This window comes from Mesorhizobium sp. WSM4887 (genome assembly GCF_029625865.1).
Taxonomy (GTDB): Bacteria; Pseudomonadota; Alphaproteobacteria; order Rhizobiales; family Rhizobiaceae; genus Mesorhizobium.
In genome coordinates this window covers 764652-786558 of record NZ_JARTVP010000001.1, presented here as the reverse complement: position 1 = coordinate 786558, position 21907 = coordinate 764652, and the positions used below count along the sequence as shown (strand labels likewise).

Below are 21907 nucleotides of genomic sequence, written 5' to 3'. Positions count from 1 at the left end.
TACCTGTCCCATTCCCCTCGGGGTCAAAGCTATCCCAATCGGGGTTAAAGCCGCGTGAGGTCGGATGGTGTAGGTCCCGTTAAACCACTCGCGAAAATGCGATCGACCAGCCTCTTCCTTCATCCCGGAATTTCGATATATTGGATGAATGACTGATATATCGAACGACATCACGTCCACGATCGGCAGGCGGATACGCTCCGAGCGTGATTTGCGGGGATGGTCGCTGGCCGAGTTGGCCGAGCGTTCCGACGTTTCCAAGGCGATGCTGAGCGCCATGGAGCGCGGCCTGACAAGTCCGACCGCGGCGCTCCTCGTGCGCATCGCGTCGGCTTTCGGCATGACGCTCTCGACGCTGATTACCCGCGCCGAAATGCAGGGCGGCAGCGTGTCCCGCAAGGACGAGCAGCCGGTCTGGCAGGATCCGGCGACCGGCTATGTGCGACGCCATCTGTCGCCTGCAACGCAAATGCCGCTCGAGCTGATCCGGGTCAGCCTGCCGGCAGGCGCCAAGGTCGATTTCCCGGCAGCGTCCTATGCCTTCATCAAGCAGCAGATCTGGCTGATCGGCGGCCGCCTGGACTTCACCGAAGGCAATGTCGTGCACAGGCTGGAGCCGGGCGACTGCCTGGCGCTCGGAGCCCCGTCGGACTGCACCTTCCACGCTCCGGGACCGGAAGCCGCCGAGTATCTGGTGGCGCTGGTCCGGGGCTGATCGCATGGCACGCCGGCCTGAACGGTCTCACAATGGCGGGCCGCCTCTCGACGACTACGAAGGTCCGCCCTGGGGCAAGGGCGACCCCTACATCTTTCTTGCCTGGCGCACCGCCCACGACAAAGCCTGGAAGGCGCCGAGCCATGCCGTCATGCTGATGCGGCTGAAAAAGGCCGAGCGGCTTGGGCTCACCTATGAGGAATACACGCTCGAGATCCTGGAGCGCGGGCGGCACCTCAGCGAGGACGATGCCGAGCGGATCGCGGAAATCCGAAGGGCGCGCCGCCGAAGTCGGAGCAGTCATTTCGCATGACCGCGGCCCGACACCTTATCACCTGGAGACCCCCGACATGAAACCCCTTGAAATCAGGGCGTTGAACGACGACGCAAAAACCAGCGGGATGCTTGCCGACCTGCTGATCGAGACAGTCGCCGCCGGCGGATCGGTAAGCTTCATGCATCCCTTGTCTCCCGATGCGGCCCATGAGTTCTGGCGCAAATCGCTCGCTGCCGCGGCGCGCGGAGAACGGGCGGTGCTGGGCGCATGGGATGGCAAGACGCTTGCCGGCACCGTCTCACTGCTTCTCGACTGCCCGCCCAACCAACCGCACCGCGCCGAGATTGCCAAGCTGATGACCCGCCTCGACTATCGCGGCAAAGGTATTGCCACCGGCCTGATGCGGGCCGCCGAGGAACTGGCGGTCAAAAAAGGGCGCACCCTGCTGGTGTTGGACACAGCAAGCGAAGAGGGGGCCGGGGGCCTTTACGAAAAACTCGACTTCTCGCTGACCGGCGAGATTCCGGACTATGCGCTAAAACCCCATGGTGGGCTCACCGGCACGCTCATCTATTGGAAGCGGATAGGGGAGCCAGCCCGGGCGCTATGCTGAAATGCTGGCGAGACGCGACAAAAGCCAGCGGCGAAAATCCTGTTCGGCGCCGGACAGCCGCGATGACGATGGCCATGTTAGGAAGTGACCCGATGGGCTCGAGAGCTCGAAATCGGAAAGCCTGACAAGGAGATTGTCCTTTAGCGCGGCCTCGATGAGCGGCCGCGAGCCCAGCAGCGCTCCGGCGCCGGACTTCGCCGCCTCCATCGCGGCGACAAAACTGTCGAAGCGATGCGAGCGTTGGGAGTGTCCGGCAAGGCCGGAGGCTGCGAACCATTCCGCCCACATCTCGCGCGCGCCCGCCACCAACAGCAGCGGCAGCGATGTCCATTCGGCATTTCCGGCCAAGGTCGGGGCCGCGACCGGAACGAGCCGCTCGACCGTCAACCGGTCGGCGTCGCGCCCGGAAAATGAACTGTTGCCGAAGCGGATGTCGAGCGTCGAGCCTGCCTCGTCGTAGTCCGTCGGCCGATGGATGGTCACCAGATCGAGCCTGATCCACGGCAGCGCCTTTGCGAGATCGGGAAGAGCCGGGACCAGCACCAGCAGCGCGAAAGAAATCGGAACGCGAATGGTGACGGTTTGCAAAACGCGTGGCTCGAACAACTCGCGCGTGCTGCTGCCGATGATCGCGAATGCCGACTGGATATGGGGAAGATAGGCGGCGCCCTCCGGCGACAACGCCACGCCGCGTGCCAGCCGCGCGAACAGTCGCGTCTTGAGACGCTCTTCCAGAAAGCGGATGTGCTGGCTGACGGCGGCTTGCGTGAGCCCGAGCTCGGCGGCCGCGGCGGTGAAATTCGACAGGCGCGCAGCCGCTTCGAAACTGCGTAGCCAGTCGAGCGGAGGCATGGGATCGGCAGCTTTTCCAGTCATTAGGTTTTTGGCGGCATTGGCTGAAAAACAATAATTTGAATTATGCCTTTGGCAAAGACAGCATGCAATCGGTACCGCGGCGCCGGCCCGAAGACGGGAGTTTCAGAAACGTGCTGACGAGAGCAAACCTTGGCGACGAAGGGCGAACGATCGCGCTTGGCTGGGACGATGGGACACGCAGCCGATTCCATGCCATGTGGCTGCGCGACAACGCACTGGACGACAGGACCCGCAGCGCCGGTAACGGCCAGCGGCTGGTCACCATTTTGGACATTCCGGGCGAGACACGGATCGGAGAGGCCTCGATCAAGGGCGAGGCGCTGGTGGTCACGTTCGTGCCTGAAGACAAGACCGTCAGCTTTCCCGCAAGCTGGCTTCGCGCCCATACTTACGACCGCGAAGAAAATCGGCAGCCCGGCTGGACCGGCAGCGACATTCGGCGGTGGACCAAGGCGACGATGCAGAGTTCGGTGCCGCGCGCGGCCTATGGTGAGGCGCGGCACGACAGGAATGTTCTGCGGCAATGGCTGACGGCGGTACGGAGCTTTGGCTTTGCCGTCATGGACGGTCTGCCGGCCGAATCCGGGGCATTATGCAATGTGGCCGATCTCTTCGGATATATCAGGGAGACCAATTACGGGCGCTGGTTCGAGGTGCGCGCCGAGGTCAATCCGAACAATCTTGCCTACACCAACCTTGGCCTGCAGGCGCATACCGACAATCCCTACCGCGACCCGGTGCCGACGCTGCAGATCCTGGCCTGCATCGAGAATACGGTGGAAGGCGGCGAATCCAGCGTCGTCGACGGATTCGCGGTGGCGGCCGCGCTGCAGGCGGAGAGTTCGAACGGCTTCCGGTTGCTTTCCTCCTATCCGGCGCGCTTCGAATATGCCGGCTCATCGGGCGTGCGGCTGCAGTCCAAGCGCCCGATGATCGAGCTCGGACCGGATGGCGAGCTCATCTGCGTGCGCTTCAACAACCGCTCGCTGGCGCCGACCATCGACGTGCCGTTCGCCGAAATGAACGCATATTACGCCGCCTATCGCCGGTTCGCCGAACTGATCGAGGATCCGGCCTTCGAGGTGACCTTCAAGCTCGAGGCGGGCCAGTCGTTCATCGTCGACAACACGCGCGTCATGCATGCGCGCAAGGCCTTTTCCGGCAGCGGCAAGCGCTGGCTGCAGGGCTGCTACACCGACAAGGACGGCCTGCTGTCGACGCTGGCGGCAATCGAACACGATGTCAGAGAGGCGGCCGAATGAAATCGAATGAACTGAACACCGGCAACATCGTCGAGTTCATCGCCGAAATTTTCGAGCGTCGCGGCGCGGAATCCTATCTCGGCGAGCCGGTCACCATGTCCGAGCATATGCTGCAGGGCGCGTGGCTAGCCGAGCAGGATGGCGCGCCGGAGGAGCTTGTGGCTGCGGCGCTGCTGCACGACATCGGCCACTACACCAGCGAGTTCGGCACCTATTCGCCCGACGACGTCGAGGACAAGCACCACGACGAGGCGGGGGGCGAGGTGCTGGCGCCGTTCTTTCCGCCGGTCATCGTCGAATGCGTCAGGCTGCATGTTGCGGCCAAGCGTTATCTCTGCGCCACCGATCCGTCCTATTTCGGCAAGCTGTCGCCGGCCTCGGTTCATACGCTGTCGCTGCAAGGCGGGCCGATGAGCGCGGAGGAGGTGGCGGAGTTCCGCAGCAATCCATTCCATCAGGAAGCCGTGCGTGTGCGCATCTGGGACGAGGGTGGCAAGGTCGCCAACATGAAGACGCGCGCCTTTCGCGACTACGTGCCGCTGCTGGAGCGGGTGGTGAAAAAGTTCGCGGCCCAAAGCGCGACGTGATCACCGGCGCCGCCCCACCCGGCACACTTGCCTACAATAGTGCGCCGTTTCTCGGCAACATCATGCGTCTCGACATACCCGGCAAAATGCGTTGGCGGCAACCAGGCAAGGGGTGTGGTGCTGGCGGCCTGAACAATCCGCGCCGCTGAACAATGGGACCGACAGATTGCCCGTTGACAGCGGCGCGGAACCGACCTTATTGTCCGCGCCCATGAAAACAGCACTCATTCTCGTAGGCTGGCGCGTGGGCAAGGCGGTGTAACCGCCGGGCGAAAACCTCCCATGCGCATCCCACAGGCTCCCTCGGGGGCCTTTTTTATTGCCCAAAACCCAACTAAACGACCAGCAAATCGCCAGATGGCGAACAGTACGGGACCAGACCGATGAGCAACGGACATAACGAGCGGCGCGAAATGACGGGCGCCGAAATGGTGGTGCAGGCGCTGAAGGACAACGGCGTCAAGCATGTCTTCGGCTATCCGGGCGGCGCGGTCCTTCCGATCTATGACGAGATCTTCCAGCAGGATGAGGTCGAGCACATTCTGGTCAGGCACGAGCAGGGTGCCGGCCATGCCGCCGAAGGTTATGCGCGTTCGACCGGCAAGGCCGGCGTGCTGCTGGTCACGTCCGGCCCCGGTGCCACCAATGCGGTGACGCCGCTGCAGGACGCGCTGATGGATTCCATTCCGCTGGTCTGTCTCACCGGTCAGGTGCCGACCTCGCTGATCGGCTCCGACGCCTTCCAGGAATGCGACACCGTCGGCATCACGCGCCCCTGCACCAAGCACAATTGGCTGGTGAAGGACGTCAACGAGCTCGCCGCCACCATCCACGAAGCCTTCCATGTCGCGACCACCGGGCGGCCGGGCCCGGTCGTCGTCGACATTCCGAAGGACGTGCAGTTCGCCAAAGGCATCTACGTGCCGCCGCAAACGGCGCCGCGCACCAGCTATCAGCCGAAGGTCCAGGGCGATCTGGAGAAGGTGAAGGCCGCCGTCGAATTGATGGCCGGCGCGAAGAGGCCGATCATCTACAGCGGCGGCGGCGTCATCAATTCAGGTCCGGAAGCCAGCCATCTGCTGCGCGAGCTGGTCGACCTCACCGGCTTCCCGATCACCTCGACGCTGATGGGTCTCGGTGCCTATCCGGCTTCTGGCAAGAACTGGATCGGCATGCTCGGCATGCATGGCACCTACGAAGCCAACATGGCCATGCATGATTGCGACGTGATGATCTGCATCGGCGCGCGGTTCGACGACCGCATCACCGGCCGGCTGACCGCGTTCTCGCCGAACTCGAAGAAGATCCATATCGACATCGATCCGTCCTCGATCAACAAGAATGTCCATGCCGACGTGCCGATCCTGGGCGATGTCGGCCGCGTGCTCGAGGATCTGGTGCGGCTGTGGCGGGCGACTGCCAAGGCCGACAAGAAGGCGCTCTATCCATGGTGGGAGCAGATCGCGAAATGGCGCGCGCGGGACTCGCTCGCCTATAGGATGAACAACGACGTGATCATGCCGCAATACGCGATCCAGCGGCTCTATGCGCTGACCAAGGATATGGACACCTACATCACCACCGAAGTCGGCCAGCACCAGATGTGGGCGGCGCAGCACTATCACTTCGACAAGCCTAACCGCTGGATGACCTCGGGCGGCCTAGGCACGATGGGATATGGCCTGCCGGCGGCGCTCGGCGTGCAGATCGCACATCCGAATGCGCTGGTCATCGACATCGCCGGCGACGCTTCGGTGCAGATGACGATGCAGGAGATGAGCTCGGCCGTGCAGTACGACGCGCCGATCAAGATCTTTATCCTGAACAACCAGTATATGGGCATGGTGCGCCAGTGGCAGCAGCTGCTGCACGGCAACCGGCTGTCGCATTCCTACACCGAGGCGATGCCGGATTTCGTCAAGCTGGCGGACGCCTATGGCGGCCATGGCATACGCTGCGACAAGCCGGACGAGTTGGATGACGCGATCCGCGAGATGATTTCGGTGAAGAAGCCGGTGCTATTCGACTGCCGCGTGGCGACTCTCGCCAACTGCTTCCCGATGATTCCGTCCGGCAAGGCGCACAACGAGATGCTCCTGCCTGACGAGGCGACCGACGAGGTGGTGGCCAACGCCATCGACGCCAAGGGCAGGGAACTGGTGTAGCGGCAGGCAGCGTCTGCGGCGGGAAGCCGTGTGGAAACAGATAATTAGCGCCAAAGTTTGAAATCGAGATTCACGTCATGAACGCACAGCTCCAGCCGACCGGCTCCGCCTACTTCATCGCCAAGGAAACCGAAAAGCCGGAAACGCACACGCTTTCCGTGCTGGTCGACAACGAACCGGGCGTGCTTGCCCGAGTCATCGGCTTGTTCTCGGGGCGCGGTTACAACATCGAAAGCCTCACGGTGTCCGAGACCGAGCACGAGAAGCATTTGTCGCGCATCACCATCGTGACGCGCGGCACGCCGCATGTGCTGGAGCAGATCAAGCACCAGCTCGAGCGGATCGTGCCGGTGCACCGCGTGGTCGATCTCACCGTGCGCTCGCACGAACTCGGCCAGGAGCGGCCGCTGGAGCGCGAGCTTGCGCTCGTCAAGGTCGCCGGCACCGGCGACGCCCGCGTCGAGGCGCTGCGGCTGGCCGATGCCTTCCGCGCGTCGGTCATCGACGCCAACACCGAGCATTTCATCTTCGAGATCACCGGCAAGGGTTCCAAGCTCGACCAGTTCATTGCCATCATGAAGCCGCTCGGCCTGGTCGAGATCTGCCGCACCGGTGTCGCAGCCATGAACCGTGGCCCGCAGGGGATGTAGGCGCGCTACCCACCGCTCCGACTGCTTCAAATTCTCCTTGCTGGTCCGGCAGTCGCCCGTCCGTGGCTTTTGCGCGCCTGCCGGAAAAGGACAAGATAGCTGACCTATCCGCGGGAGGATATGATGTCCGTCAACGCGTTCCTTGCACTCCTGGTCTATGCCTTCGTGACGTCGATCACGCCGGGGCCGAACAATCTCATGCTGCTGGCCTCCGGCGTCAATTTCGGCATCCTCAGAACGGTTCCGCATATGCTGGGCATCAGCATCGGTTTTCTGGTTCTGCTGCTGGCCGTCGGCTTCGGACTCGGCGCGGTGCTGACAGCGTTTCCGGTGCTGCATATGGCGCTGAAAATCGCCGGCGCCGCCTATTTGCTCTATCTCGCCTGGAAGATCGCCATGTCGCGTTCGATGGGTGGCAAGGACGGGGCGAAGGCGCGTCTGATGCGCTTCATCGATGCCGCCGCGTTCCAATGGGTCAACCCGAAGGCGTGGGTGATGGCGATCACTGCCATGGCCGTCTACACCAATCCGGATCATCCGTTCGTCTCGGTGGCGCTGATTTCGATCGCCTTCACCATCGTCAACCTGCCCAGCGTTTCGGTGTGGGCCGGGTTCGGCACCGCGCTGCGCGGCTTCCTTTCGGATCCCGTGCGGCTGAAATGGTTCAACATAGGAATGGGTCTGCTGCTCGCAGCGACGCTCTGGCCGATGCTGCGTTAAGGGATCGCCACGGCACGTTAGCCGGCTGCACAACAATTGTGCAGTGCATATTAAATCTTCGTAATCCCGCGTTTTGGCCCTTTTCCGCCAAAGCCTTGTCTTATCTATTCGGCGAAATTCGCGGCAACGGCCGTGAAATGAGCTGAGAATAGACCACCGGTTTCGGCGTGTCGGATAGAGGGCCAGTTGTCGATGCGCGGAAAAATCGCCTTCACAGTCGTTGCTCTGGCCTGCCTTGCAGGTGTCGGCCTTTATCTGTCGCCCGCCACGATGGGCAGGGTGCAGCAGCTGATCTCCGGCCAGCAGGCCGACACAGCCGGCGCCGACACGACCAAGGCATCGGGCAGCCAGAAGGGCGGCGCTGGCGGCGCGCGTTCCGCCTCGATCGTTTCGGCAACTGCGACGACCGCCGATTTTCCGATCCGTCGCTACGCCATCGGCTTCGTCTCCTCACCGTCGGTGGTCAGCGTAAATGCCCGTGTCTCCAGCCAGATCGTGTCGATCGCGGTGAAGGACGGGCAAATGGTCAAGGCCGGCGACCTTCTCTTCTCGCTCGATGACCGCGCACTGAAGGCGCAGCTTGCCAAGGATCAGGCGACGCTCGTCAAGGACCAGGCCCTGCTGGTGAGCGCCACGGCGGATCTTCAGCGCGCCAAGGACCTTGTCGCCAAGCAGGCTGGCACGCAGCAGACTTACGACCAGGCACTGGCGGCGCAGAAGGCCGCGGCCGCCACCATCGATGCCGACAAGGCGACGATCGACGCCGATACGGTCCAGTTAAGCTACGCGACCATCAGCGCGCCCATCTCAGGCAGGCTGGGGGCGGTCAATGTCTCGGTCGGGGATCTCGTCACCACCAGCAACGGCTCAAGCACCACGACGCCGCTTGTGACCATCACACAGATGGACCCGCTGCAGGTGAATTTCACTCTGCCGGAAAGCAACCTTGCTTTATTGCACAAGGCGTTGGCGAGCCCACAGCAAGGCGACGTGACGCTGACCAAGGACGGCGATCCGACGCCGATCGGCAAGGGCACGCTCGATTTCGTCGATTCCAGCGTCGACACCGCCTCCGGCACCATCGCCACGCGGGCGAGCATACCGAACTCCGATCTTTCGCTTTGGCCGGGGCAGTATGTGAACGTCATCCTTGATGCCGGCACGATGCCGCAAATGACCTCGGTGCCGACGGTCGCGGTGCAGCCGAGCCAGAAAGGTCCCTTCGTCTATGTGGTCAAGCCGGACAACACGGTCGAGATGCGGCCGGTGCAGGTGGCGCTGACGGAGGGCGATAACAGCGCCATCAGCCAAGGCCTCAAGGGCGGCGAGAAAGTGGTGGTCGAAGGCCAGACAAGGCTAAAGGACGGCGCGACGGTGCACGAAGGCAAGACAGCGAGCAACAGTGGCGATCAAAATTCGCCTAAGGTCGCACAAGCCGACAAGGCCGGCGAGGCCCGCCCATGATTTCCGAATTCTGCATACGAAAGCCCGTCGCCACGCTGCTGATGTCGTTCGCCCTCGTGCTGGGCGGACTGTTCGCTTACAAGTTCCTGCCGGTTGCCGCGCTGCCCAGCGCGGAGTTCCCGGTGGTGAATGTCTCGGCCCAACTGGCCGGCGCTTCGCCGGAGACCATGGCGACCTCGGTCGCGACGCCGCTGATCAAGCAGTTCGCAACCATTGCCGGCATCGATTCGATTTCGACCACCAACTCGCTGGGCCAGACCTCGATCGCCATCCAGTTCGTGCTCAACCGCGACATCGACGCGGCTGCCGCGGACGTTCAGGCAGCCATTGCGCGCACGCAAAAATCGCTGCCGCCGCAAATGACGGCGCCGCCAAGCTATCGCAAGGTCAATCCGGCCGATGCGCCGATTCTTCTGATGTCGCTGGTCAGCGACACCGTTCCACTCACCGACCTCGACGCCTTCGCCGAAAACGTCATCTCGCCCTCGCTATCGACCATCGATGGCGTTGCGCAGGTTTCGATCTACGGACAGCAAAAATATGCGGTGCGCATCCAGATCGATCCGACCGCGCTCGCCGCGCGCGGCATCTCGATCGACCAGTTGCAGACGGCCGTGGCCTCGGCCAACAGCAACACCCCGCTCGGCGTGCTGCAGAACGACAAGCAGCAGCTGACGATCACGGCCAACACTCAGTTGATGAACGCCGCCGATTTTTCAAACATTATCATCGCCACCAAGAACGGCCATCCGGTGCGGCTGGGCGAGGTCACGCGCGTCATCGACTCGGTCGAAACCACGACGACGGCGAGTTGGTATGACGGCACGCGCGCCATTATCATGGCCGTGCAGCGTCAGCCCGACGCCAATACGGTCGACGTCGTCGACAAGGTCAAGGCGATGCTGCCGTCCTTCCAGGACCAGATGCCGGCTGCCGCGAGCATCAAACTGCTCAACGACCGATCCACCTCGATCCGCCAGGCCGTCGACGACGTGCAGTTCACGCTGCTCCTGACCATCGCGTTGGTGGTGATGGTGATCTTCGTGTTCCTGCGCCGCGTCACGGCAACGATCATCCCGGCGGTGGCCGTGCCGATTTCGCTGATCGCCACACTCGGCGCGATGTTCCTGTTCGGCTTTTCGATCGACAACATATCTCTGATGGGTCTGACGCTGGCCGTCGGCCTCGTCGTCGACGACGCGATCGTCATGCTCGAAAACATCTTCCGCCACATGGAGGAGGACGGGCTGTCGGCTTTCGACGCCGCGCTCAAGGGCGCGCGTGAGATCGGCTTCACCATCATATCGATTTCGATTTCGCTGGTGGCGGTGTTCATCCCCGTGCTTCTGATGGGCGGCGTCATCGGCCGTATCTTCAACGAATTCGCCGTCGTGGTAACGGTCGCCATCCTGGCGTCGATGTTCGTGTCGCTGACCCTGACCCCGATGCTGTGCTCGCGGCTTTTGTCGGTGACCAAGGCCGATCGCGAGGCGCATGCCGACGGTCACAGACATGATCTCATCACGCGTGGCTATGACTGGATCCTGAGCTTCTGCCTGCGCCACACCTTCCTGGTGTTCCTGGTCTTCGTCGGCACCGCGGCGGCCTCCGTCTGGCTGATCCAGGTTTCGCCGAAGGGCTTCTTCCCGCAAGAAGACATAGGCCAGATCTCGGTAACCACCATCGCCCGCCAGGACATCTCCTTCGACGCGATGACGAAGCTGCAGAGCCAGGTCGCCGACGTCTTCTCGCATTCGACTTACGTCGATCACGTCGCCTGGTCGGTGGGCAGCGGCAATAATGCGCTCAATCAGGGACAGTTGTTCGTGCAACTGAAGGACAAGGACAAGCGTCCCGACATAGAGAAGGTGCTTTCCGATTTGAGGCGGCAGCTGTCCGGCGTCGCCGGCATCGAAACCTATATGCAACCGGTGCAGAACCTCAGGCTCGGCTCGCGGTCCTCGGCCAGCGCCTATCAGTTGGTCGTCCAAGGCCTCGATAACGGCGCGACGGACGCCTGGGCGCAGAAATTGAACGACGCCATGGCCGCCGATCATAAATTCTTCACCGACGTCACAAGTGATTTGCAGAACAACGCGCTGCAGGCGTCGCTGGTCGTCGATCGCGACAAGGCCGCTCAGCTCGGCATCGACACGGACACGCTGCGCTCCGCCCTCTATGGCGGCTTCGGCACCGATCAGGTCTCAACCATTTTCGGCTCGGCCGACAGTTACGAAGTCATCACCGAGCTCGATCCGAAGATCGAGTGGTCGCCGGAGCGCATGCTGGCCATTCAGGTGAGAACGGGAAGCGGCAGCCTCGTTCCTCTCGGTGCCTTCGCCCGGGTCGATCGCACAGCCGGCGCCTTGACGGTCAACCAGCTTGGCCAGTTGCCGGCGGTCACGATCTCCTACAACCTGCCGCAGGGTGTCTCGCTCGGCGACACGGTGACCCGCATCAACCAGCTCAAGGACCAGATCGGCATGCCGCAGGCAATCGGCACCACCTTCGCCGGCACGGCCAAGACGTTCCAGGATTCGCTTGCCAATCAAGGGCTGCTGATCGGGGGCGCGATCCTCACGATCTACATCGTGCTCGGCATGCTCTACGAGAGCTTCATTCATCCGCTGACCATTCTGACGGGCCTGCCATCGGCGGTACTGGGCGCGGTGGTTGCATTGCGGCTCTTCGGCATGGACCTGTCGGTCATAGCCGTGATCGGCATCCTGATGCTGATCGGCATCGTCAAGAAAAACGGCATCATGATGATCGACGTGGCGCTGGAGTTGAGGCGCGAGGGCATGTCGGCGCTGGACTCCATCCACAAGGCGTGCCTGATGCGTTTCCGGCCGATCATGATGACGACGCTGGCGGCCTTGATGGGCACGTTCCCGATCGCGCTCGGCACCGGCGCCAGCGCCGAGCTGCGCCAGCCGCTCGGCGTTGCGGTGGTCGGCGGCCTGCTCGCATCCCAGGCGCTGACCCTGTTCGTCACGCCGGTCATCTATGTCTATTTCGAGCATTTCTCCGGCTGGCTGCTCAGCTTCTCCTCGAAGAAGAGCCGGCCGGCGTTGCATGCGGTCGAGCCGGTCGAGCAGCCCTCGCTCTTCGACCCCGGAGAAAATGCCGAACCGAAAAAATTGGCCGCCGAATAGGCGGCCCGGCTCTGGCCCAAGTTGCCGAGCTTGCGGGGGCGTGCGCACGATCGTAACCTTGCGCCATGTCCCATGATCACGACCACGACAACGAGCTCGATCCGTTTGCGGCGCGCGTGCGCGCATTGGAAACGATCCTTACCGAGAAGGGCCTGATCGATCCGGCGGCCATCGACGTCATCGTCGATACCTACGAGACGAAAATCGGCCCACGCAACGGCGCCAGGGTGGTGGCGAAGGCCTGGAACGATCCGGCCTATGCCGAATGGCTGAAGCGCGACGCGACGGCGGCAATTGCCTCGCTCGGCTATACCGGGCGTCAGGGCGAGCACATGCAGGCGGTGTTCAACACGCAGGAGACGCACAACCTCGTCGTCTGCACGCTCTGCTCCTGCTATCCGTGGTCCGTGCTCGGCCTGCCGCCGGTCTGGTACAAGGCGCCGCCCTATCGTTCGCGGGCTGTTATCGATCCGCGCGGCGTGCTGGAAGAATTCGGGCTAACCTTGCCCGCGGGCAGGAAAATCCGCGTCTGGGATTCGACGGCCGAGCTTCGCTATCTGGTGGTGCCGATGCGGCCGAAAGGCACCGAGGGCTGGAGCGAGGAGCAACTCGCCGGCCTGGTCAGCCGCGATTCGATGATCGGCACTGCGCTGGCGAAGGAGCCGGCATGAACGGGCCGCAAGATCTCGGCGGGCAGATGGGGTTCGGGCCGGTCGCGCCCGAGACGGACGAGCCTTACTTCCATGCTGCCTGGGAGCGGCGGGCGCTTGGCGTCACGCTCACTGCCGGCGCCATGGGTGCCTGGAACATCGACGAGAGCCGGCATGCGCGAGAGTCGCTGCATCCCGCCGATTATTATTCGTCGAGCTATTACCAGATCTGGATCCAGGCGCTTGAGGTACTCCTGAAGCGCCATGGCTTCGTGACGGAACGCGACCTTGCCGCCGGCAAGGCTGTCGATCCGGCGTCGACACCCAAACGCGTGCTGAAGGCTGCCGATGTGCCTGCCGTGCTCGCCAAAGGTGGGCCTTGCGACCGTCCCGTGGCTGCGCCGGCGCGCTTCCAGGCGGGCGACCGCGTGCGGACGAAGAATTTCAGTCCGACCGGCCATACGCGCCTGCCGCGCTACGCGCGCGGCAAGAACGGAAGGATCGAGGCCGTTCGCGATGGCTTCGTGTTCCCGGACAGCAACGCGCATGGCAAGGGCGAGAACCCGCAATGGGTCTATACCGTGGTTTTCGACGGCGCCGAGATCTGGGGCGAGGGCGCCGACCCGACGCTTGAGGTCTCGATCGATGCCTGGGAGAGCTACCTTGAGCCCGCATGAGACCGAACTGCCGGGCGGCTTCGACGATCCGGTGTTCGCCGAACCGTGGCAGGCGGAGGCTTTCGCCATCACGGTCGCGCTGCACGACAGCGGCTTGTTTTCGTGGAACGAATGGGCGGACGCCCTGTCCGCCGAAGTGAAGAAGCCGGACGCCGCGAGGGACGGCCACGACTATTACGAGCACTGGCTGTCGGCGCTGGAAAAATTGCTGGCGACCAAGGGCGTCGCCGGCAAGCACGAGATCGATGCGCTCGCGGCCGCCTGGGAGCGTGCCGCCCACGCCACGCCGCACGGCAAGCCGATCCTGCTGGAGAATGATCCCGGAGCCCACCGGTAGCCCGGACTCAAACTTCGTTCCCTTTACGTTCTTGTTTGCGCCTGATAGCGTGCCGAGCTGATAATGAATGAGACCGTCGCCGACGACGCCGGTGATGGCACGCCAACCTTGTGTTTCGCTCGCGAATCCGGTCTGTCGAACTGATGGAATTCTCTCCCCAACAGGACGAGGCTTTGAAGGCGGTCGGCCGCTGGCTGAAGGACGGGCGGCCGCAGATCTTCCGCCTGTTCGGCTATGCCGGCACCGGCAAGACGACGCTTGCGCGCTATTTCGCCGAGCACGTCGACGGGCAGGTGCAATTCGCGGCCTTCACCGGCAAGGCTGCCCAGGTGCTGCGCTCCAAGGGAGCGACCAACGCCCGCACCATCCATTCGCTGATCTACAGGCCGAAGGGCGAGGAATCGGTCGAGGACCAGGTGACCGGCAAGACGTCGATGTCGCCGACCTTTTCACTCAACCGGCAAAGTCCGATCGCGCACGCCAAGCTCGTCGTCATCGACGAATGTTCGATGGTCGACGAGCAACTCGGCCGCGACCTGCAGAGCTTCGGCACGCCGATCCTAGTGCTCGGTGATCCGGCGCAGTTGCCGCCGATCTCGGGCGGCGGCTTCTTCACCGAGCACGAGCCGGATGTGCTGCTCACCGAGATCCATCGCCAGGCTCGCGACAACCCGATCATCCGGCTGGCGCTCGACGTGCGAGAAGGCCGCGAGTTCATGCACGGCGACTACGGCACGGCGCAGGTGATCGGCAGGGAAGGGGTCACGCAGGATCTGGTGATGAAAGCCGATCAGGTGCTGGTCGGCACCAACCGCACGCGGCGGCGCTACAACCAGCGCCTGCGCGAGCTGAAGGGCTTTTCCGCCGATTATCCGCAGGCCGGCGACAAGCTGGTTTGCCTGCGCAACGATCCGGCCAAGGGGCTGCTCAACGGATCGCTGTGGAAAGTGATGACCTCGTCGCGCGAGACGGTGAAGCCCGGCATCAACCTGCTGGTCTCGCCGGAGGAGGACGATCCCGACCGCGGCGTTGCCAAGATCAAGCTGCTGAAGGCGGCGTTCGAGGATCCGGATGCCGAGATTCCATGGCAGCAGAAGAAGCGATTCGACGATTTCGACTACGGCTATGCGCTGACCGCGCACAAGGCGCAGGGCTCGCAGTGGAACGACGTCGTGTTGTTCGACGAGAGCTGGGCCTTCAAGGAGACCCGGCAGCGCTGGCTCTATACGGCCATCACGCGTGCGGCCGAGCGGCTGACGATCGTGCGATAGAGCGGTTCACCGGGTCAGGAAACGGTAAACCCCTCTAGCTCGTTGCTTTGGCGCAATTCCGAACGGAAAGCCGTTCTCACCTTTCCTGGAAATGCTCCAGTCCGCTTATTCCGCGGGCCTCGCATCGAGCCATTGCCATGCCGCGGCTTCGTCCTGACTGGGGAAATGCCGGAATTCGAACGGCAGAACCTTCGGAAAGAAGTCGCCGACAAGCGATGCCCAGCGCGGTTCGCCGATAGCTGCGCAACGGACGACATGCTCCAGCGCGTCGGCCACACCTTGCTGCAGCGTCTCTTGCGAGATGTTGGCCCAATCGACGCTCTCCTCGTCAGTCAGCCGCACCAGCACGTCGATCCTCGGGTGCAGGGCATAGGCAGCTTCCAGCAGGCCGAACAGGTTTTCCGCATCCGCCGGCGAGACATCGCCGACGACGTCGATGGCAAAAAGCGCGTCACGGTTGGTTTCAATGCGGCGTATCGCCGGCACCGCCTCGAGGAAATTCACTGGCAAATCCTTGTGTTGGCCATCAGCTAGTCTCTGGAACACCGGAAACCCACTATCTGTTCCCTGCAAAGGCGCTATAGATGCCCGCCAAAACCAAGCTGGATGCCAATTCATGCCTGCAAAGCTTTCGGTCAACCTCAACGCTGTCGCCATGCTGCGCAACCGCCGCGACCTGCCGTGGCCGAGCGTCACGGGGCTGGGGCGCATCGCTCTTGCCGCCGGCGCGCATGGGTTGACCGTCCATCCACGTCCCGATGAGCGGCATACGAGACATTCCGACCTGCCGGAGATCAGGGCGCTGCTCGACGATGAGTTCCCCAAGACGGAATTCAACATCGAGGGCTATCCGACAGAGGATTTCCTGGCGCTTGTCGAGAAGAACCAGCCGGAGCAGGTGACACTGGTGCCCGACGATCCGGCGCAGGCGACGTCGGACCACGGCTGGAACTTCGTCGCGCAGGCCGCGTTCCTGACACCGATCGTCAAGCGGCTGAAGAAGGGCGGATTTCGCGTGTCGCTGTTTTCCGACGCCGATGCGGCCGGCGTGAATGCCGCGCGCGATACCGGCGCCGACCGGATCGAACTCTATACCGGGCCGTATGGCGGTTACCATTCCGATTCCGCCAAGGCAGCCAAGGAATTGGAAAGACTGGGAAAAACCGCGGACGCGGCACTCGCGGCGGGGCTCCAGGTCAATGCCGGCCACGATTTGACCGTGAACAATCTGCCGGCATTGATCAAACGCATCCCCGCATTGGCCGAAGTATCGATCGGACATGGGTTGACAGCGGATGCGCTGGAGTATGGCATGGCCGGCACGGTTGGGCGGTTCTTGAAGGCCTGCGGATGGTAGGGCGAGGATGCCTTGCGTAGCTCCGGCGTGTTCCGCGCTTTGCGGCAGCCTCGGAGCGTGGCGAATCTGATGAAGTGGGGTTCATGGTGCTAGCCAACGCCAGCGAAACAGAATCCCTCGAACCTTCGGGCCATGCCGAAACCGAGCGGCAGCACAGCACCAAGGTTCTGATGCTCGGCGCGCTCGGCGTCGTCTACGGCGATATCGGCACGAGCCCGATCTACGCCTTTCGAGAGGCTCTCCATGCTTCAGGGGGAGTGGTTGCCCGCAACGATGTGCTCGGCGTGCTGTCGCTGATCGTCTGGGCGCTCACCATCATCGTCACGATCAAATATGTCGCCTTCGTGCTGAGGGCCGACAATAAGGGCGAGGGCGGCACGCTGTCGCTGATGGCGCTGGCAAGGAGCGCCTATCCGCAGGGCTCCAGCCTGATCCTCGTGATCGGCCTCTGCGGCGCGGCCCTCTTCTTCGGCGATTCGATCATCACGCCGGCGATCTCCGTGCTTTCGGCGGTTGAAGGCCTGGAAGTCATCACGCCGGCGCTCGATGCCTATGTCGTTCCGATCACGCTGGTGATTCTGGCGGTGCTTTTCGCCGTGCAGCGTTTCGGCACGGGCAAGGTGGCGGCAGTGTTTGGACCCATCACGGCGACATGGTTCGTGGCGATCGGCGTTGCCGGCCTCTATCACATCGTCGACGACTGGTCCGTCCTGTTGGCTATAAACCCCTACTATGCGGTCTATTTCCTGGCCACCACGCCGACGGGCGCCTTCGTCACCGTCGGCGCGGTTTTCCTCGCGGTCACCGGCGCCGAGGCGCTCTATGTCGACCTTGGCCATTTCGGCCGCAAGCCAATCGTGCTGGCCTGGTTTTCCATCGTTTTCCCTTGCCTGCTCCTCAACTATTTCGGGCAGGGCGCCTTCGTGCTCTCGCACGGCGGCAAGCCGACCAACCCGTTCTTCCAGATGCTTCCCGAATGGGGGCTGATGCCGATGGTCGCCCTGGCAACGGCGGCGACGGTCATCGCCAGCCAGGCGGTGATCTCCGGCGCCTTCTCGCTGACCAGACAGGCGGTGCAGCTCAATCTTCTGCCGCGCATCGAGGTGCAGCACACATCCGAGATGCAAAGCGGCCAGATCTATATGCCGAGGGTCAATCTGCTGGTCGCGCTCGGCGTGATGCTTCTGGTCGTCGGCTTTGGCAACTCGAGCGCGCTCGCCTCCGCCTATGGCATTTCGGTGACCGGTGAGATGCTGATGACGACGATCCTCTTGTTTGTCGTCATGCGCTGGCTCTGGAAATGGCAGCTGGCGCTCGCATTGGCGCTGGCGCTGCTCTTCGGCGTCATCGACCTCGGCTTCTTCTCGGCCAATGTCGTCAAGATGGTCGAAGGCGGTTGGGTGTCGATCACTGTCGCTTTGATCATGGGGCTGATCATGTGGACTTGGATTCGCGGCACCCGCTACCTATTCGACAAGACGCGCCGCAACGAAATCCCGCTCGACTTTCTGGCGATGAACCTCCTCAAGAAGAAGCCGCAGCTGGTGTCCGGCACCGCCGTGTTCTTGACCAGCGATCCGCTGAGCGCGCCGACCGCGCTCATGCACAGCCTTAAGCACTACAAGGTGCTGCACGAAAAGAACGTCATTCTTTCGGTGGTGACCGCGCCGCAGCCGGTGGTGCCGGACAACGAGCGGGTGAAGATGGAGACGGTCAACGAGCTGTTCATGCGGGTCACGCTGACCTTCGGCTACATGGAGCAGCCGAACATTCCGCGCGCACTGGCGATCTGCCGCAAGCAGGGGTGGAAGTTCGACATCATGACGACGTCCTTCTTCCTGTCGCGGCGCTCGCTGAAGGCCTCGCCCAATTCCGGCATGCCGATCTGGCAGGACAGGCTGTTCATCGGCCTTGCGAAGACGGCGGCGGATGCGACGGAGTATTTCCAGATCCCCACCGGGCGCGTGGTCGAGATCGGTACGCAGGTCGCGATCTGACGCTTCAAGCATCCACATTGTGCCATAGATTTGAATGCACCTCTGCAGGTCGAGCCTTGCACTGGCGGTATGGGAGCCCTAACGCCAGGGCACTTGATATTGCACTGCAGCAAGCGTAGAGCACCGCGCATTTTATCGGAGTGTCGTCATGGCCCTTGCCAATGGTGCTGAGGCAGAACCCGTCGAGCAAACCGGGCATCCGGAAATAGAGCAGCACAGCACCAAGGTGCTGATGCTGGGCGCGCTGGGTGTCGTCTATGGTGATATCGGCACCAGCCCGATCTACGCGTTCCGCGAGGCGCTCGTTGCTTCCTCGCGCGGTGAGGTCGCCGATCGCGGCGATATCCTTGGCGTGCTGTCGCTGATCATCTGGTCGCTGACGATCATCGTCACGATCAAATACATCATGTTCGTGCTGCGCGCCGACAACCGTGGCGAAGGCGGCGTGCTCTCGCTGATGGCGCTGGCGCGCAGCACTTTCGCGACGCGTTCGGCGGTCATCCTGGCCATCGGCATCGCCGGCGCCTCGCTTTTCTTTGGCGACGCCGTGATCACCCCGGCCATCTCCGTGCTTTCGGCCGTCGAAGGCATGAATGTCGTGACACCCGCCTTTCAGCCTTATGTGGTGCCGCTGACGCTGCTCATCTTGGCCATTCTGTTTGCGGTGCAGCGGTTCGGCACAGGTGGTGTCGCCTTGATCTTCGGGCCGATCACCGCCGTGTGGTTCCTCGCCATCGGCCTGTCCGGGCTGAATCACATCATTGCCGATCCTGAAATCCTTTGGGCGATCAGCCCGCACTACATCGTCGCCTTCCTGATCCACTCGCCGGACGTGGCTTTTGTCACGATCGGCGCCATTTTCCTGGCCGTCACCGGCGCGGAGGCACTCTACGCCGACCTCGGCCATTTCGGCCGCAAGCCGATCGTGCTGGCATGGCTGGCGATCGTATTTCCCTGCCTGCTATTGAACTATGCCGGGCAGGGCGCTTTCGTGCTCGCCAAGAACGGCGTCGTCGGCCATCCGTTTTTCGAGATGAATGAAGGCTGGGCGCTGATCCCGATGGTGATTCTGGCGACGGCAGCGACGGTTATCGCCAGCCAGGCGGTGATCTCCGGTGCCTTTTCGCTGACCAGGCAGGCGGTGCAGCTCAACATGCTGCCGCGGCTGGAGATCCTGCATACGTCCGAAAAACAGTCGGGCCAGATCTACATGCCGCGCGTCAACATGCTGCTGGCGCTGGTGGTGATGCTTCTGGTGGTCGGTTTCGGCGCGTCCAGCAGACTTGCCTCGGCCTACGGGATCTCGGTGACCGGCAATATGCTGGTGACGACGGTGCTCCTCTTCGTCGTCATGACCCGTATCTGGAAATGGCAGCTCTGGGTCGCGGTGTCGTTAACGGCTCTGTTTGCCTTCATCGATGTCGGCTTCTTTGCCTCCAACATCGTCAAGGTGTTCGAAGGCGGCTGGGCGTCGCTCGCCGTGGCTTTCGCCATCATCCTCGGCATGTGGACCTGGGTGCGCGGCAGCCGCTACCTGTTCGACAAGACGCGCCGCAACGAAATCCCGCTCGACTTCCTGGCGGCGAACCTTTCGAAGAAAAAGCCGCAGCTGGTGTCCGGCACCGCCGTGTTCTTGACCAGCGATCCGCTGAGCGCGCCGACCGCGCTCATGCACAGCCTTAAGCACTACAAGGTGCTGCACGAAAAGAACGTCATTCTTTCGGTGGTGACCGCGCCGCAGCCGGTGGTGCCGGACAACGAGCGGGTGAAGATGGAGACGGTCAACGAGCTGTTCATGCGGGTCACGCTGACCTTCGGCTACATGGAGCAGCCGAACATTCCGCGCGCACTGGCGATCTGCCGCAAGCAGGGGTGGAAGTTCGACATCATGACGACGTCCTTCTTCCTGTCGCGGCGCTCGCTGAAGGCCTCGCCCAATTCCGGCATGCCGATCTGGCAGGACAGGCTGTTCATCGGCCTTGCGAAGACGGCGGCGGATGCGACGGAGTATTTCCAGATCCCCACCGGGCGCGTGGTCGAGATCGGTACGCAGGTCGCCATTTGAGGGACTGCAACGCCTAAAGCGGTGAGTTGGTGCTCGTTACCGGCGGCTCCGGGTTCCTCGGCGCGCACTGCGTTCTAGCCCTGTTGCAGGCAGGCTACCGCGTCCGCACAACAGTGCGATCCGCCAAGCGCGAAGCCGATGTTCTCGCCATGCTGAGGGTCGGCGGTGCCGAGCCGGGCGATGCGCTTTCCTTCGCCTACGCCGATCTGATGACAGACCCCGGCTGGCTGGAAGCGGTCGCGGGATGCCAGGACGTTCTTCATGTCGCTTCGCCGTTCCCGCCGGGCGTGCCGAAACACGAGGACGATCTGATCGTTCCTGCGCGCGAGGGTGCGCTGCGCGTGCTGCGGGCCGCGCGCGATGCGGGCGTCAAACGGGTGGTGCTCACCTCGTCCTTTGCCCCCATCGGCTATGGCCAGAGGCCAATTCCGGGCAGTCCGTTCACGGAAGAGAACTGGACCAACCTGGCGGCCAAGGTAAGCGCCTATGTGAAGTCGAAAACGCTGGCGGAACGTGCGGCCTGGGATTTCATTGCCAGCCAGGGCGGAGCGCTGGAACTGACGGTCGTCAATCCGGTCGGGATCTTTGGACCGGTCCTGGGGCCGGATCATTCGACCTCGACGGACTTCATCAAGCGCTTGCTGGACGGCGAGATGCCGGGTCTGCCGCGCATGGTGTTCGGCGTGGTCGACGCGCGGGACGTGGCGGACCTGCATCTGCGCGCCATGACCAGTCCCGCCGCCAAGGGGGAGCGGTTCCTCGCCATCAGCGGCGATTTCATGACGACGCTGGGGATCGCACAAACGTTGAAATCGCGGCTGGGCAGCGTTGCGTCGCGCGTTACGACGAGAATGCTGCCGGACTGGCTGGTCCGGACCGTCGGACTGTTCGACGGGCAAGCAGCCCAGATCGTGACGGAACTGGGCAAGGCCAGAAACGCAACCGGGGCCAAGGCCATGCGCATGCTCGGCTGGGCGCCGCGATCGCGCGAAGAAGCGCTCGTCGCCACCGGCGAAAGCCTGGTCCGGCTCGGATTGCTCAAAAAGTCGAGGTGACGCGCCCGGGAGAG

At 63.0% G+C, this 21907-nt stretch carries 20 protein-coding genes; 18 read left to right on the top strand and 2 right to left on the bottom strand.

The features are described 5' to 3' along the window. Positions 1-148: 148 nt before the first annotated feature. The 3 genes from P9230_RS03810 to P9230_RS03800 are packed head-to-tail and all read left to right on the top strand — an operon-like array spanning position 149 to position 1605. Complete coding sequence (locus tag P9230_RS03810; RefSeq protein WP_278115688.1) at positions 149-715, top strand: XRE family transcriptional regulator; 567 nt, start codon at positions 149-151, stop codon at positions 713-715. 4 nt (positions 716-719) lie between these two features. Next, on the top strand, positions 720-1028 hold the full coding sequence (locus tag P9230_RS03805) for a hypothetical protein (RefSeq protein WP_127217415.1): 309 nt from the start codon (positions 720-722) through the stop codon (positions 1026-1028). 37 nt (positions 1029-1065) lie between these two features. Further along, entirely contained in the window at positions 1066-1605 is a 540-nt protein-coding gene (locus P9230_RS03800) for a GNAT family N-acetyltransferase (protein WP_278115840.1), read from the top strand. Here P9230_RS03800 and P9230_RS03795 read toward each other — a convergent pair. After that, the gene (locus P9230_RS03795; protein ID WP_164757270.1) at positions 1597-2457 is read right to left on the bottom strand and encodes a LysR family transcriptional regulator; all 861 of its coding nucleotides are present in this window, start codon (positions 2455-2457) and stop codon (positions 1597-1599) included. The genes P9230_RS03800 and P9230_RS03795 overlap by 9 nt on opposite strands. Positions 2458-2591: 134 nt before the next feature. Here P9230_RS03795 and P9230_RS03790 point away from each other — a divergent pair, with 134 nt between their 5' ends. The 11 genes from P9230_RS03790 (at position 2592) to P9230_RS03740 (ending at position 15419) form a co-directional block, all read left to right on the top strand. Next, complete coding sequence (locus P9230_RS03790; RefSeq protein WP_278117497.1) at positions 2592-3743, top strand: gamma-butyrobetaine dioxygenase; 1152 nt, start codon at positions 2592-2594, stop codon at positions 3741-3743. Next, positions 3740-4330, top strand: a complete 591-nt coding sequence (locus P9230_RS03785) for an HD domain-containing protein (RefSeq protein WP_067323236.1) — start codon at positions 3740-3742, stop codon at positions 4328-4330. The genes P9230_RS03790 and P9230_RS03785 overlap by 4 nt, the downstream gene beginning before the upstream one ends. 383 nt (positions 4331-4713) lie before the next feature. Beyond that, on the top strand, positions 4714-6495 hold the full coding sequence (locus P9230_RS03780; protein ID WP_278117494.1) for an acetolactate synthase 3 large subunit: 1782 nt from the start codon (positions 4714-4716) through the stop codon (positions 6493-6495). Between the two features lie 77 nt (positions 6496-6572). After that, complete coding sequence (ilvN, locus tag P9230_RS03775; protein ID WP_059185300.1) at positions 6573-7145, top strand: acetolactate synthase small subunit; 573 nt, start codon at positions 6573-6575, stop codon at positions 7143-7145. Positions 7146-7268: 123 nt separating this feature from the next. Beyond that, the gene (locus P9230_RS03770) at positions 7269-7865 is read left to right on the top strand and encodes a LysE family translocator (protein ID WP_278117491.1); all 597 of its coding nucleotides are present in this window, start codon (positions 7269-7271) and stop codon (positions 7863-7865) included. Positions 7866-8057: 192 nt separating this feature from the next. Continuing rightward, positions 8058-9329 carry an efflux RND transporter periplasmic adaptor subunit gene (locus P9230_RS03765; RefSeq protein ID WP_127245767.1) on the top strand — a complete coding sequence of 424 codons (1272 nt, stop codon included), beginning with the start codon at positions 8058-8060 and terminating at the stop codon, positions 9327-9329. Continuing rightward, on the top strand, positions 9326-12484 hold the full coding sequence (locus tag P9230_RS03760) for an efflux RND transporter permease subunit (RefSeq protein WP_278117489.1): 3159 nt from the start codon (positions 9326-9328) through the stop codon (positions 12482-12484). The genes P9230_RS03765 and P9230_RS03760 overlap by 4 nt, the downstream gene beginning before the upstream one ends. A 65-nt stretch (positions 12485-12549) precedes the next feature. Then, positions 12550-13155: a nitrile hydratase subunit alpha gene (gene nthA / locus P9230_RS03755; protein ID WP_095802660.1), complete on the top strand. Its 606-nt coding sequence runs from the start codon at positions 12550-12552 to the stop codon at positions 13153-13155. After that, on the top strand, positions 13152-13811 hold the full coding sequence (nthB, locus tag P9230_RS03750; protein ID WP_095783766.1) for a nitrile hydratase subunit beta: 660 nt from the start codon (positions 13152-13154) through the stop codon (positions 13809-13811). The genes nthA and nthB overlap by 4 nt, the downstream gene beginning before the upstream one ends. Then, complete coding sequence (locus P9230_RS03745) at positions 13798-14148, top strand: nitrile hydratase accessory protein (RefSeq protein ID WP_082953815.1); 351 nt, start codon at positions 13798-13800, stop codon at positions 14146-14148. Before nthB ends, P9230_RS03745 begins: the two co-directional genes overlap by 14 nt. 143 nt (positions 14149-14291) lie before the next feature. Further along, entirely contained in the window at positions 14292-15419 is a 1128-nt protein-coding gene (locus P9230_RS03740) for an ATP-dependent RecD-like DNA helicase (protein WP_278117487.1), read from the top strand. A 105-nt stretch (positions 15420-15524) separates the two neighbouring features. Here the strand turns inward: P9230_RS03740 and P9230_RS03735 are convergent, their stop codons facing one another. Next, positions 15525-15923 (bottom strand): STAS/SEC14 domain-containing protein, encoded by a 399-nt coding sequence (locus P9230_RS03735; RefSeq protein WP_067323262.1) that lies wholly within the window; start codon positions 15921-15923, stop codon positions 15525-15527. Between the two features lie 112 nt (positions 15924-16035). Between P9230_RS03735 and P9230_RS03730 the strand changes: the two genes are divergently transcribed. The 4 genes from P9230_RS03730 (at position 16036) to P9230_RS03715 (ending at position 21893) form a co-directional block, all read left to right on the top strand. Next, a complete protein-coding gene (locus tag P9230_RS03730) occupies positions 16036-16776 on the top strand; it encodes a pyridoxine 5'-phosphate synthase (RefSeq protein ID WP_095832122.1) in 741 nt (246 codons plus the stop codon). Positions 16777-16946: 170 nt separating this feature from the next. After that, on the top strand, positions 16947-18773 hold the full coding sequence (locus P9230_RS03725; protein ID WP_306462643.1) for a potassium transporter Kup: 1827 nt from the start codon (positions 16947-16949) through the stop codon (positions 18771-18773). A gap of 148 nt (positions 18774-18921) precedes the next feature. Continuing rightward, positions 18922-20838, top strand: coding sequence for a potassium transporter Kup (locus P9230_RS03720; RefSeq protein ID WP_278117484.1), 1917 nt, complete (start codon positions 18922-18924; stop codon positions 20836-20838). Positions 20839-20867: 29 nt separating this feature from the next. After that, positions 20868-21893 (top strand): aldehyde reductase, encoded by a 1026-nt coding sequence (locus P9230_RS03715; protein ID WP_245475182.1) that lies wholly within the window; start codon positions 20868-20870, stop codon positions 21891-21893. Positions 21894-21907: the final 14 nt, after the last annotated feature.

What these genes read in the sequence shown, in the direction of transcription:
- P9230_RS03810 (WP_278115688.1), top strand. Translation starts at nt 149, where the DNA reads ATGACTGATATATCGAACGACATCACGTCCACGATCGGCAGGCGGATA.
- P9230_RS03805 (WP_127217415.1), top strand. Translation starts at nt 720, where the DNA reads ATGGCACGCCGGCCTGAACGGTCTCACAATGGCGGGCCGCCTCTCGAC.
- P9230_RS03800 (WP_278115840.1), top strand. Translation starts at nt 1,066, where the DNA reads ATGAAACCCCTTGAAATCAGGGCGTTGAACGACGACGCAAAAACCAGC.
- P9230_RS03795 (WP_164757270.1), bottom strand. Translation starts at nt 2,457, where the DNA reads ATGCCTCCGCTCGACTGGCTACGCAGTTTCGAAGCGGCTGCGCGCCTG.
- P9230_RS03785 (WP_067323236.1), top strand. Translation starts at nt 3,740, where the DNA reads ATGAAATCGAATGAACTGAACACCGGCAACATCGTCGAGTTCATCGCC.
- P9230_RS03780 (WP_278117494.1), top strand. Translation starts at nt 4,714, where the DNA reads ATGAGCAACGGACATAACGAGCGGCGCGAAATGACGGGCGCCGAAATG.
- ilvN (WP_059185300.1), top strand. Translation starts at nt 6,573, where the DNA reads ATGAACGCACAGCTCCAGCCGACCGGCTCCGCCTACTTCATCGCCAAG.
- P9230_RS03770 (WP_278117491.1), top strand. Translation starts at nt 7,269, where the DNA reads ATGTCCGTCAACGCGTTCCTTGCACTCCTGGTCTATGCCTTCGTGACG.
- P9230_RS03765 (WP_127245767.1), top strand. Translation starts at nt 8,058, where the DNA reads ATGCGCGGAAAAATCGCCTTCACAGTCGTTGCTCTGGCCTGCCTTGCA.
- P9230_RS03760 (WP_278117489.1), top strand. Translation starts at nt 9,326, where the DNA reads ATGATTTCCGAATTCTGCATACGAAAGCCCGTCGCCACGCTGCTGATG.
- nthA (WP_095802660.1), top strand. Translation starts at nt 12,550, where the DNA reads ATGTCCCATGATCACGACCACGACAACGAGCTCGATCCGTTTGCGGCG.
- nthB (WP_095783766.1), top strand. Translation starts at nt 13,152, where the DNA reads ATGAACGGGCCGCAAGATCTCGGCGGGCAGATGGGGTTCGGGCCGGTC.
- P9230_RS03740 (WP_278117487.1), top strand. Translation starts at nt 14,292, where the DNA reads ATGGAATTCTCTCCCCAACAGGACGAGGCTTTGAAGGCGGTCGGCCGC.
- P9230_RS03730 (WP_095832122.1), top strand. Translation starts at nt 16,036, where the DNA reads ATGCCTGCAAAGCTTTCGGTCAACCTCAACGCTGTCGCCATGCTGCGC.
- P9230_RS03725 (WP_306462643.1), top strand. Translation starts at nt 16,947, where the DNA reads ATGCTCGGCGCGCTCGGCGTCGTCTACGGCGATATCGGCACGAGCCCG.
- P9230_RS03720 (WP_278117484.1), top strand. Translation starts at nt 18,922, where the DNA reads ATGGCCCTTGCCAATGGTGCTGAGGCAGAACCCGTCGAGCAAACCGGG.